The following is a 13,292-nucleotide window of genomic DNA, read 5'->3' on the forward strand; positions in this document are numbered from 1 at the left end:
GGGCACTCCAGCATTGTTTTTGAAGCGAGTTATCTTAAAAGTTATATCGAACCTGGGCATACACCAGACTGTTATCTCTAAATTGTCCTAGTACCGTATCATTTCTGCCCCAGAAGCGATCTCCACCTGCATTTAACTGCCAGTGATCATTGAGGTTGTAGTTAATACGTACTCTCAACAATTCATTAGGCTCTGGTGCAAAATAGAATCCTGTAAACTCTAACTTTAAATTGTCATTCAATAGGTTAAGCGCATAACGCAGCATAGCTCCATACTGATCTTGCTCATATTGGTCGCTGATTGTTTGCTGATAACGGTAGACTGTACTCAATGATGGATTTGTTAGGCTATCGGCAGATTTAAAGTCTTCTGTATGCTTGTACACGCCTACTAAACTCAGCGTAGAATTTTTTAATGACCATTCCGGCCCCATAACTATAGTTAAATTATTTTTCTTATGGGTAAGATCTTCGCTGCCATTTGAGTCAGTCTTTGTATATGCAGCTTCACCGCGCCACACAAGATCGTTATGGTTATAACTAAAATCTACTCCATAGACGGACATAGGGTTATTTTTCAGTTGCAATGTGGCCTCCCCTGTTGGAGACGCTGAAAGAACTGACAGATCAGGCATATGATCTAAACCTGAGAAATACGATGCCCCTACATCTAGACCATCTACGGAATAATCCCAACGCATTGCAAATGCAGGACGGCTCTTACGGTCTATGTCATACTGAACACCAGCAATCTGACGCAATGGAATCACATCTGAACGACTACGCGGATACCACAATGCCGTCCATTTATTGGTTCCAGATTCAGGAATATACGTCAATTTGATTGCATCATTTCCCAGACGTTGATCTGTCTCATCTGGTACTAGACGCGTATAGTCACGGGGCGATAGGTTATCCGTTGGGTTAATCCCATCAGCTCTCCCCCAAACTACAATCTGACGACCAACATCGACATAGATGGTCTGGTCCCAATTATATAACGCATACAACTCACGTAAGTTACGATTTACCTTACTCACCTGATCTGGGTTTACAGTGTGGTCCGTTTCGTCTGAAACCACTATGTCGTAATGCAGCTTAAATGCAGGGTTAAACTTGAGCGTACCATTGGACCAGAAACTTGCTTGCCCAATGTTTTTTAACGAACTTAAATCACGATCTGATGACCACACATCGAGTCTCGCTGAGTTTTGGCTCACAAAACTCATTTCGCTGTCATCTGCATAAGTATGCTGCAGTAGCATAAAGCTACTGCAGCATACAAATACCCAATAGGCACCTTGCGTCATTTCTCAAGACTCTGCGGTGAGAAAAGCTTATCGGACAAGGTTTTTTCTGCCGCAAAATCATTGACGATCACTTGCGTCATATGTTGAGTTTGCAGATTCTTCGCCATAGATTTCATGGCTTGCCATCTCGGTTTCACTTTGCCGTAAGGACGGATATCGGTGAATTCAATATGTTTTAATGGTTTGCCTGCTGTATCCCAAATGTCGATGGTTGCTGTAACAAAGTTGTCTTTGAGTATGCACATACGACGTTTGCTATAACCAAAATCACTCTTCACCGTATTATTAATTGGTGTTGCTTCAATCATGTAGCAATCTTTGCCATTAAATTTACCATCTGCCAGTTTCGTATACTTCCAGTCACTGAGCTTATAGCCAAGGACATCACCATAACTAAAGTCCGTACCAATAAAAGCATCACCTTTATTCGCCGATGCAAGACGACGTACTTTTTTCAATGCAGGCAAATAGACAAACATGCTATCGCTGCCTTTCGCATTTTCAATCAACAGCGTCGTGGTTCCTTGGACATCTGCTGGTGAAATGAACTCAGTCAAACGCATATTGTTCTGCGTATTTCCAGCAAGCTTGGTCATATTTTTAGTTAAACGTACACGTTGCTCGCCATTTTTAGAGGTCAAAATAAATTTGGCACTAGCCGTTGAAGATAAGAATTTAGAGGCATCATCACTACGATTAACAATATCTTGAACTTCATCTGCATGAGATGTTTTAGGCATCGACATTGTAAGCGCCGTACCTAACAAAAGGCTTGTCACCACAGTTTGTGCAACAGGAATGCTCTTCTTCTTTGAAGAAAAGATAAAACGAGGTTTTAATATTAGAATCATTGTAGGTACCATAATTAAGGTTGCAAATACACTGAAAAGCATCGCAATCACAATAAACATCGCGAGCCATTGATGGACGTGGAAGCCTTGTGACAAAGACAATACGCCATACCCACCGGCAACCGCAGTCGCGACAAAAAGAGAAGCCTTACCAGCTGTACTTAAAGTTTTACGAATAGCATCTTTGATATCGCCGCCTTCTTCGCGCAAGATTTCACGCAAGCGGTAGAGGAAGTAGATGGCATAATCCGCACCAATACCTACAGCCATGGCCGAGATGAGAGAGTTCGGAATATTGAGCGGAATGTCGAGCCAGCCCATCACGCCAAAGATGGCAAGAATTGAGAACAGAAGTGGTGTAAGAACAATCAGTCCCGCTGAAATCGAACGGAAAACCAATGCTGAAATAAAGAATACGGCAAATGAAATTTGTAGAATGTTCATGAGCTTGCCGTGAACCATCGTTTCAGTCAAAGCAATGGTCTGCGTTACATCACCACCAAAACTTACTACAGCCTTATCACCCAATTGACCCGCCATATACGTTTTTAGCGACTCAAGGATTTCTTTAATGCGATGATTACTGCCGGTTTTCAGAAGAATCGTGATCTTGGCATAGCGCTGAGTGGTATCAATGTATGAATCAAAATCAGTCGGCTCACCAGACATTGAATACAACAGCAGATACTGAGCAACAACGTCTTTGGTTGCAGGAACCTGAAATGCTTGTGGCTGATCAGCATTCATTGCCTGATTCATTCGTTTGATATAGTCCACGATAGAGATGGTTTTACCGACCTCTGGAATTGAGTTCGCGAACTTTTCTGTATTATCAATCGCTTTTAAGATTTCAGGGTTTTCAATACCATCACGAACTTTGGTATCAACCATAATGTAAAGGCTGTTTGTGCCACCAAGAGACTGATTTAAAAATCTGTCGTCTTGTTGCATTGGTAAGTCGCGAGAGAAGAAATTACGGCTATCGTTGTCTACCACAATACGGCTCGTGCCGATAGCAAGTAAGACGCCCATCGCAGCAATTGCAGTCATTAACATCATTCGTGGACGAACTGACAAAATGACATCACCAATACGGTTTGGAATCCAATCCCAAATTGCCAAGCCTTTACGTTTGACCTTCACGACCGAAGGCGGTGGCAGCATTGAGCGGAGTGCCGGAATAAAAGTCATCTCAATCACCAGCGTACTGATGATCCCAATTCCTGTAAAAATACCGAATGAACGAATCGTTGGAATGTTGAAAGTCAACAGAGAGAAGAATCCAGCTGCTGCAATACCACCAGCCAACACCATAACCGGACCAACACGAACCAAAGACTGCACTACAGCTTCGCTATTGGCAGCTTTAGGCTCCATCCCTTGAGCAATCAGGCGATCAAAATCTTCATAGTAGCGCTTGAGCAACTGCACGGCATGCCCTGCCGCGATGGCCAGAATCAGAATTGGCGTAGGCGAGTTAAAGATATCCATTGGCTGTTTGAACAAGCCCATCATGCCCATACCCCATGCCACAGCCAACAAAGCTGTAACGAGCGGCAGAATCAAACCTTGCTTGCTGCGGAATGCTTCAAAGTGCAATAAACCAATCACTAATACGGCAATCGGGAACAAGATATTGATACGCTTAGAGTAGTCTTCAGCTTTATCCAGATACACAGGATTGCCACCGACACTGATGGTCATATCTTTAGATTGTTCGCTTTCTACGATTTTATTAATCGGGCCCATCATTTTCTGGAAGCCCTCTGGACTTTCCTCAAGCTCAAGCAAAATCGCAGCAGTTTGTTGATCTTTAGATACCACTGAATTCATATAGGTTGGATTCAGTGCCAGCAGTTTTTTCAGGTGATCGATATCTTCTTGAGTGACTGAACTACTCGGCAATAGTTTCTTGGCATCGAACCCTTCTGCATTCGCCTCGATACCTTTTGCCTGACGTGCAGCCAGACTCATCATCGTGGAACGGACCACGCCCGGTGCATTATCAACTTCTTCTGTAATGCGTTTGACTTTCTCCAATACTTGCGGCTGATAAATATCACCCTGCTTCGGAGTAATACCAATCACGACCATATATTTGGAGCCGAATTTCTTTTCAATCAGCTTGGTCGAGGTGATGTAGGGATGCCCTTTAGGTGCAAGTGCATCTGGGTCAATAATAATTTTTACACCAGATGCCAGATATGCCAGAGCAAGTGTTAAGAGCATCACCAAAGTCAAGACAATACGGCGGTGGCTAAGAATCCAACGCGCGTATCTCTCCATCATTTGTTGAGTCTTATGAGGTGGTCTATTGGTTTCGAGAGTTGGTTTATTTTCATTGCCAACTGACTCATAGGCTTCACCCTTCTGAGCCAATGCTTGAAGATTGTCGACATCTTTTTTGAACTGGGCGAGCACCATCTTTTTTAGCAGTGCTGGCGGCAATACACCAAAAAAACTACCTGGTTCAGCTTCAAACACCCATTCAATCCATGTACCTTCCGGATGTGGTTTGAAACGGTAAGTACCTGTGTAGTGAAAGGGTCCCTCCACTACTTTAAACGCATACAATTCGTTCGGTACTAGATGTGTAATTTCACCTTTAAAGGACATTTCACGACCAATAAAGCTAAAACCAATCTCGTACTTACTGCCCACACGCGGAGTACTGTCTAGCAGTTCAGAATGTTTACACGACAATTGCCAACCTGCATCATTGGCTGGGTTTGCAAGGTAGTTGAAAACCTTGTCAATCTTGGCCGGTATGAGGAAAGCATGTTCTATGGTCACCATAGTGGTTCTACCTTCTTATATTTCTTATGCAGGAATTGGGTACATCTGATCAATTGTCTGGGCTACAGCTACGACATTCTCAGCGTACATAATTGATGAGTGGTCACCAGGCAAATCGACTTGTGTCAACGTGTCTTTGACTAGTTGATCCCAACCTAAGCTTTCCCCAAAATCCTCTGGCTCATCTTTGGCCTTAACCAAAAGGATTGGAAAATCTTCTGGGTCTGGGAAATAGGTCTGGAGTGCGATGCCATTCGCCAAATAGGTATCAAAGTAAAGTCGGAAATCTGATGGGTCTGCATCGAGAGGCAGAACATTAATGGCCTTAGCTTCTTTAAGTACATGATCAAACATTTGATCTGGACTCAACTCACGCAAATATTGCGCTGGAATCGTCAACTTTTTGCCATAAGGCGCAGCCAAATCACGGGCAAACCAAGACAAAAGCATGGCATCATCGGCATCTTCAGGTACATTTTCTGGAATTGGAGCACGGGTATCGATCATGACAATACCTGTGACCTGTTGTCCCATTTGACGCAACTGACGGCTAATCTCGTAGGCAATCGCCCCACCGAAACACCAACCACCGAGGAAATAAGGCCCTTGAGGCTGCATCTTTCGCATTTCAGCAATATAGAGCGTCGCCATTTCTTCAATCGCCACTTCCGCAGCATCTGCCTCAATCAGTCCAGGAGACTGAATAGCACGTAGGGTACGGTTCGGATTAAGATGACGCGAAAGTTCCATATAACAGAAGGTACTGCCACCAATTGGATGGAACAGCCACAACGGTTGCTCAGAGGTTCCACGGCGCAGCTCAATTACGATGGATGGTTTAATTTCTTTATTTTCACGAATGATCTCACCCAGACGCTCCACAGTGGAGTACTGTGCCAACAAAGCAACTGACAGTTCGGTACCGAAAACCTTTTTAAGATGGTTAACAAGCTTCACAGCTAATAGTGAATGCCCACCTAGTTCTAAGAAATCATCATGTATACCAACTCGCTTGACCGACAAGATCTGTTCAAAGGTAGTACACAGCTCGATTTCGATCGGATCACGCGGTGCAACATAATCATTGCTCTGCTCAAAGATCGGCTCAGGAAATGCCTTACGATCCAACTTCTTGTTGGCCGTCATTGGAAACTCATCCAATCGGATAAACGCACTTGGCACCATATAAGCTGGAAGATGGATTTGCAGGGTCTTTTTTAAACCAGCAATATCAAGCTCTTGTCCAGTTACATATGCCACCAGTTTCTGGTCGTTGTCACCTGTAGTTTTAACCAGCACTACTGCATCTGTGATACCGTCGATCTGTTTGAGGACATTCTCGATTTCACCTAGTTCGATACGGAACCCACGAATCTTGACCTGAAAATCCAGACGTCCGTGATGAGTCAGACGTCCATCTGTACGCAGGCAGACTTTATCCCCTGTACGGTAGAGTCGACCGGCATTTGGTAGAGATGGCAATGTTCTAAATTGTGCATCTGTCAGTTCAGGGCGTTGCCAGTAATCAACTGCCAGACCATCACCGCCAATCCAAAGCTCACCCATAACGCCTGGTGGAACTAAACGCTGCTGCTCATCAAGGACATAAAGCTGAGTGTTCGCCAGTGGTTCACCTAAATCAATATACTTTGCATCAGTGATACGAGCCGCACTAGACCACACTGTAGTTTCGGTCGGGCCATAGACATTCCATAAGCAACCGACTTTACCCAGCAGTTTTTCTGCCAGAATAGTATCTAACGCTTCGCCTCCACAGAGTGCTGTCAATCCCGCATTGCCGCTCCACTCGCTGTCTAAGAGCATTTTCCAAGAAGCCGGTGTTGCCTGCAGAATATTGATAGACTTGGCATTTAGATAATCCACCAATTGATTGCCATCTTGTGATACCTCACGTGGGCAAACATGCACCACACCGCCGTACATCAGCGGAATGAGTAATTCAAGAATTGAAATATCAAATGCATACGTGGTGATTGCTAACAACTGAGTTTCAGTCGTTACTTGCAATCTATCATTCATAGATAGCAAGAAATTGATAATTGAAGGATGCCCAATACGGACACCTTTAGGCTTACCTGTCGAGCCTGATGTGTACATCACATAAGCTATGTCACCAAAGGCAAGCGTCTCGCGCACTTGTTCAAGTGCCACAACACCAGCTTGATTGATATCTAAGCGAGGCACAGAAACGTTAAGACCATCCATTAACTCGGTTTGAGTCAAGATGACTTTAGGTTCAGCGTCTTCAATAATGTTCTGTAGACGTTCAGTTGGGAAATTAGGATCTAGCGGTACATAAGCTGCACCTGCCGCCCAGATTCCAAGGATTGCTGCTGGCAATAACGCCGTGCGGTCTAACATCAGACCTACACGATCACCGCGTGTAATGCCGTGTGCACGCAAATATTCAGCAATACCAGCAATATGTTGACCTAAGTCACGATAGCTAATCGTATGATCGTTTGAGGTTAAAGCATGATTTTCACCACGCTCTTCAATCTGCTTTAGAATCATTCCAAGTAGATCATGCTGAGCATAATCAGTCACCTTTCCACGGAGGGCCTCAAACTGAATGCCATCTTTATAATCAGGTGCGATATCTAACTCAACGATCTTACGTTCAGGGTGAGCCACCATCTCTGATAGTACAGCTTGCAGCAGTTGCACCATATTCTCGGCAGACTGCGCAGAAAATAGATCAGTGTTGTATTTCAATACACCAACGAGTTCACCTTGATATTCACCGCCCATTTCCAGTGTAATATCCAACTGTCCTTCTTGCTGGCGAACCGGAAAACTTCCTAACGTCAAATCTTGTCCAACCAAAGTGGCCGGAGTCTGGATTGGTAGGAGTAGTTCTTTAAACTCATCCATACCACCCAGACGTTCCCAGAACATTCCTATCTGAGCCAATGGATTAATACTGCCATCACGCTTTGGTGAGACAGCTTCAACTACTCTAGAAAAGGCAATTTTTTGATGTTTAAGGCTTTGTCTTAATTGTTCCTGAACCTGCTGGGTAAATTGACGTAAAGTCTGGTCAGCATCGATGTCCATGTGAATAGCAATCGTGTTGACAAACTGACCCAATGCATTACGTAAAGAACGTTCAAGTCGACCTGCTACGGGCGTAGCAATGACTAGATTATTTTCATTAGATAGTTTGTGTAGTAGAACATAAAAGCCAGAGAGCACAAGTCCGAATAATGTGATCTCATAATCTTTTGCTAGGTTTACAAGGCCAGATGACACTGACTCAGGCACACGGAAAACCAGTGAACTGCCTTTATGTTGCTGTACGGCTGGACGAGGATAGTCAAGCGGAATGCTATGCACATGTGGTGCATGCTTCAGTGCATTTTTCCAGAAAATTAAGCTCTCATCAGTATCATCAATCACGCTGCTCTGCTGCTTATCGGCATACTGTGCAAACTCGATTCCGTTCACTGCATCCGACTCTGCCACGATTCCAAAACGTTTGCTAACGTCTCTCAGCAATAGACCAATTGACCAAAAATCCATGAGCGCATGATGAATCACAAATGCGATCACATAATGATTTTGACCGCGTTCATAACAATGAATACGCCACAACGGTGGCTGAGTCAGGTCAAACGGCTGCTTGGTGTCCTGTTCAACCAATTGCGTCAAATCAGAAGCTTCAATATGACGAGCATCAGAAAAGATGATATTCGGATACACGCGATCCCAGATCAGTTGCTCAATCCCCTGATCATTGGCTGGCATACTTACACGTAGTAGCGGATAATCATGCATTACCGCTTCTAGTATCTCTATTGGCTTGTTACCCAACGACTGGTTGACCTTCACATCAAAGGCCACCACCATATTGTAAGCACTGCAAGTTGGCTCAAGACGCTGGATATACCAAATACCAAGCTGCTCTGCAGAAATCGCATGACGAGACAGAACTTCCGGTTCTAGTCGTGCAAGGTTGTTCATGAAGCAACTCCCTGCTGCAACTCAGAAACAAGATATTCAGCCAACGCATTGATTGTTGGGTAATCCCATAATAGTGTTGGCTCAAGTTCTAATTTCGTCAGATCTTCTAAATCCCCAGACACAGACAAAGCAACAATCGAATCAAGACCATAACTGGTAAATTTTTGATCTGGATCAATCGTCTCAGGCTCTACGCGCATCTCTTTAGCGACTAGCGTACGAATGATTGCGCTCCAGTAAGCTTTATCTTTATTCATGGGGTAATCTCCTTTTTAACCGGTTTGGCATCACGCGGTGCCAGTGCAAAATCGATGACAGATAACATGTGATTGGTTGAAATTCGGTCCAGCAGATCTGCCAATGTGCTTTCACGTAGTGACGTCATAGGAGGAGCTGTCTGCCCTTCAGCAGCATTTAAGAAAATGATCAGCCATGCACCATCCTGTAAAGCAGGCCTTAAACCATGGCGGTTAAAAACCCAGAAACCCAACACAGCAATACGAGCGAATAACTCGGCGTAGTCACGGGCGAGACTGAAGCGCATCGTTTCAAACTCCTTGCTTTGCTCAGAATTTGAAAAGTAGTCCTGAATTTTTTGATCCAACGAATGCTGCTCAACCAGAAGCTGGTTTGCTCGCTCATGTAGCGTAGCTAGCGTCTCAGCAGACAACCCAACTGTGACATTAGAGTCGTTGAGCATTTCGATGATTGTTTCGAGTGACTCCATCACCAAGTCACCATCTCGGTTGAAAATCTCAAGCTCACGGAAATCAATAGCACCTGTCTCTACCTGTAAGTCATATAACTGGCGATAGCGTGCTTTCGCTTCAGCTTGATTGAGATGGTCGGCTTTTTTGCTGCGCCCTTTATTGGCAGATTTGAGCTGAAAACTCAGACTGTCTAGGCAGACGGTGCTACTACCGTCAAACACACTGACAATCAGATGGTCCCTGAATGCTTTCTGAAACATTCCATCTGCATATGCATTTCTTAAGAAAAAACGTGACCCAAGCACTGAGGATGTGATTTTGGCAAGCGACTCTACATATTCAGGCACCAGTACCTTGACGATTGGTGACCATGTACTGAATTGATTGATACAAACGTGTAACCCTCGCGCACCAACAAGTGATAACACCTCCGCTGCTAAAAGGTAGGCATAAGCTGTAGCGAGTTGCTCACGTACCAACGGTATGCTTATTACTTTTTTGTTATATAACTCGCGTTCAATCGCAAACTCGGTTGCGATGCGTAGCATCGTATCGCCGGCACCTAGAGAGAAACTACTGCAATATGCACGTGTTACCTGTAGAGTTTTGAGTCCAAGTTCTAACCCCTGGCCTTCTTCACCGATTAGGGCATCTTTATGAATTTCAGCGTTATTAAAACCAATACCGCTGATATCTAAACCACGCATGCCCACTGTTGGCAGGCGGTTCAGGCTATACGTACCTTTAGAAGCCATATGACGCTTATCGAGCCAGAATGCACTCAGGCTACGGGGTCCACGATCATTTGACGTTTTAGCGATTAGACTTAAAGAGTCACCTAGAGTGGCGCGATTGATCGACCATTTCTCGCCATTTAAGACGTACTTACTGTCGGAAGGTTGCGCAGTCACTTCACTAGATAACAGGTCAGCACCATGCGCTTTCTCACTATAAGCCAGCGCTGGAGCAGCACCACTTAAAATTCGGTTAGCGATGTTTTGGCATTGGCTCTCATTACCACCGATCCATACGATCACAGACCAAGCATTCGTGCTATAGGTCGAATTGATGGTCAGATCGCGTCGTGCCAACACGCGATGCAGATATAACAACTCTTCACCAATTTCCATACGGCCTCCAAGCTCTGAAGGCACATAGAAACGGTTCATACCCACCGCATTCAGAAAATCAACAGCTCGCTGTGGATATTGCTCTTTCTCATCACGCTCGATAGCAGCGGACCAAGAAAAATCATTATTGGTATCATGTACGGAGCCTAAAATTTGCTCCAGACGAGCAGCAGATTGAAACTGCCGCAAATTGGACGTAAGTGACATGGATTTTCACTCAAAGATTTAAAAGATAAGGGTTAAAACAAAGCACTTTTCAGACGATTAAAAATCAGCGTGCGTACTTCACGTTCCTTGATCATTGAGTTGAGTAGATTGGAGCTATAACGAATCAGCTGCCCCCGCTGCTCACGATCACGGATGACGTCTAAGCCGTTCTTGACATAGTTTCGAGCAATCACCGTTCTACGGTTTGGATGGGTTAAACAGACCAGTTGACCGCGTTCGATCTGCTCTTTAATTTTTCTTCTTCTAATTTTGCCGCTAGTGGTCTTATTTATTCGGCCTTGGTGCAGTAAATAGACACCGTCTACAGGCAAGCCAATATCAGCCGCCACTTGTTCTTTAACTTGAGTTCTGATGGTTTCAAAATTAAGTGTCTTATCTAAGGACTTTTTCTTAATCTCAAGTACAACCGTAACCCCTTCAGAATCAGCAAAGTTCACTGCCGCAACACAACCTTTACGAACAGCAGGATGTGCCATTTCAACAGAGCATTCGATATCTTGCGGATAATAGTTTTTGCCACGAATGATAATCACATCCTTAAGGCGGCCGGTTATATAAAGGTCTCCGTTTTTGATAAAGCCCATATCACCCGTTCTTAAGTAGTGTACTTGGCCAGGTTGTCCCGCCTCATCAAGGATCGTTGCTTCAAAGGTTTCCTGATTAACTTCCGGCTTTTGCCAGTAACCCGCAGTGACACTCTCACCTGCTAGCCAGATTTCACCGACTTCATGAGCCGCTACCTCTTTACGGGTATGAGGATTAACGATACGACAATCAATATGTTTCGAGATCTTGCCACAACTCACTACTTGCACGGCTGTCTGATCTTGGCTGGTCTGTACCAAATGGGCATTTAACTTGTCACGATCAAGTGAAATTGCATTGAGAGGGCCAGTTACGCCACTGACTAAGAGCGTCACTTCTGCCAAGCCATAACATGGCAAGAAAGTATCAAGTCGGAGCTTCGATTGTGTATTGAACTTCTCCATGAAGCGTTGCATGACATGAGCTTTGATTGGCTCGGCACCATTAAACAGCACACGCACACGGCTTAGATCAAGCGCTGCAGCCTGCTCATCAGTGATGCGATGTAGGCACAATTCATAGGCAAAGTTTGGTCCACCACTAATCGTGACGCCTTTTTCACTAATAAATTGTAGCCATTTAAGAGGTTTTCGAATGAAGTCCAGAGGCGACATGACATAACAAGTCAGACCCACATATACAGTTTGCAAAACCGAGCCGATCAACCCCATATCGTGGTAAACAGGCAGCCACGTCAGGCCAACATCTTCTGGTTGTGTACCAAAAGCTTCAGCAATCATGACTTCATTGGCCATAATATTTTTATGAGTGACAATTACGCCTTTAGGCCAGCCTGTTGAGCCTGAAGTATATTGAAGGAAGCAGATATCTTTTTCAGTAATAAGCGGAAAATCCTTTTCCACCAAGTCACGCTGCAATTCAGCATCAACAGCATGTAATATCAAATTTTCATTTTGAGCTTTTAGTGTGATAAGACCTGCGAGCTCAAGAATCTTTTTTGTTGTGAGTACAATCTTAGGCTCACAGTCATTCATAATATTCAAAATATTAGAAAAACCATTACGGTTAAACGGTAAGCTGACTGGTACTGCAATAATTTTAGCTTTCAGACAGGCAAAGAACGATACGATAAAGTCCAACCCAGGTTCGAACAGCAATACGGCACGGTCACCACTGTCTACAAGATTCATTAATATTTGGGCTTGATGTTGAACTCGCTCATTCAAATCTGCATATGTCAGAGACTGAATACCACCAGACTGGCGTCCCAAATACTCAAAAGCGATCTTATTTCCATTTAATTTTGCGTGGGATTCCAAAGTTGCAATGATATTATCCGTACACATTACAGCCATAACTTACTCCGATTAATTATAATTAACCTTTAAAATCTGCCAATTCAGAAACGACATTTCTTGCTAGGTTTCTTAATAAAGAATAAATATACTTTTTATTTAAAATATAAATTCACATTATATTTTATGTATGAGTATTAATTATTACACCTGTAAGTGTTTACAGGTTAGTGGTCTCTTATCGAAAATTAAGAAGCTAAATCCTTTATATGAATCATTTTTTGTTCAGTTATATATTTTTAATTTCTTATCATTATTTTAAATTAATGCCTCATCTATTCCTAATTTAGATACGCATAAGCCAAGATTTTGAAGGTTTTTTACTCTTAAACAGTTTCTTTCTTATTATTTTTAACTCTAGATTAAATAATTTCAAAAACTTT

The 13,292-nt window shown here is 43.6% G+C and carries 6 protein-coding genes; all 6 read right to left on the reverse strand.

Annotated elements, in window-relative coordinates; translation table 11 throughout:
* Positions 1–34: 34 nt before the first annotated feature.
* From KNQ97_RS16760 to KNQ97_RS16785, 6 genes are read right to left on the reverse strand one after another with little or no spacing between them, the layout of a single operon-like run.
* Positions 35–1,309: a porin gene (locus KNQ97_RS16760; protein WP_253612487.1), complete on the reverse strand. Its 1,275-nt coding sequence runs from the start codon at positions 1,307–1,309 to the stop codon at positions 35–37.
* Positions 1,306–4,956 carry an outer membrane lipoprotein-sorting protein gene (locus KNQ97_RS16765; protein WP_253612488.1) on the reverse strand — a complete coding sequence of 1,217 codons (3,651 nt, stop codon included), beginning with the start codon at positions 4,954–4,956 and terminating at the stop codon, positions 1,306–1,308. Before KNQ97_RS16765 ends, KNQ97_RS16760 begins: the two co-directional genes overlap by 4 nt.
* Positions 4,957–4,980: 24 nt before the next feature.
* A complete protein-coding gene (locus KNQ97_RS16770; protein ID WP_253612489.1) occupies positions 4,981–8,940 on the reverse strand; it encodes a non-ribosomal peptide synthetase in 3,960 nt (1,319 codons plus the stop codon).
* Positions 8,937–9,197 (reverse strand): acyl carrier protein, encoded by a 261-nt coding sequence (locus KNQ97_RS16775; RefSeq protein ID WP_001030690.1) that lies wholly within the window; start codon positions 9,195–9,197, stop codon positions 8,937–8,939. The genes KNQ97_RS16770 and KNQ97_RS16775 overlap by 4 nt, the downstream gene beginning before the upstream one ends.
* Positions 9,194–10,969: an acyl-CoA dehydrogenase gene (locus KNQ97_RS16780; RefSeq protein ID WP_253612501.1), complete on the reverse strand. Its 1,776-nt coding sequence runs from the start codon at positions 10,967–10,969 to the stop codon at positions 9,194–9,196. The genes KNQ97_RS16775 and KNQ97_RS16780 overlap by 4 nt, the downstream gene beginning before the upstream one ends.
* A gap of 50 nt (positions 10,970–11,019) precedes the next feature.
* Positions 11,020–12,909, reverse strand: coding sequence for a fatty acyl-AMP ligase (locus KNQ97_RS16785; RefSeq protein WP_253612490.1), 1,890 nt, complete (start codon positions 12,907–12,909; stop codon positions 11,020–11,022).
* Positions 12,910–13,292 lie beyond the last annotated feature (383 nt).

The sequence above is a fragment of the Acinetobacter sp. UC24323 genome (genome assembly GCF_024151445.1).
Classification (GTDB): domain Bacteria; phylum Pseudomonadota; class Gammaproteobacteria; order Pseudomonadales; family Moraxellaceae; genus Acinetobacter; species Acinetobacter baumannii.

Bases quoted from the DNA above. Each gene is read 5' to 3' on its own strand.
- KNQ97_RS16760 (WP_253612487.1), bottom strand. From the start codon at position 1,309: ATGACGCAAGGTGCCTATTGGGTATTTGTATGCTGCAGTAGCTTTATG.
- KNQ97_RS16765 (WP_253612488.1), bottom strand. From the start codon at position 4,956: ATGGTGACCATAGAACATGCTTTCCTCATACCGGCCAAGATTGACAAG.
- KNQ97_RS16770 (WP_253612489.1), bottom strand. From the start codon at position 8,940: ATGAACAACCTTGCACGACTAGAACCGGAAGTTCTGTCTCGTCATGCG.
- KNQ97_RS16775 (WP_001030690.1), bottom strand. From the start codon at position 9,197: ATGAATAAAGATAAAGCTTACTGGAGCGCAATCATTCGTACGCTAGTC.
- KNQ97_RS16785 (WP_253612490.1), bottom strand. From the start codon at position 12,909: ATGGCTGTAATGTGTACGGATAATATCATTGCAACTTTGGAATCCCAC.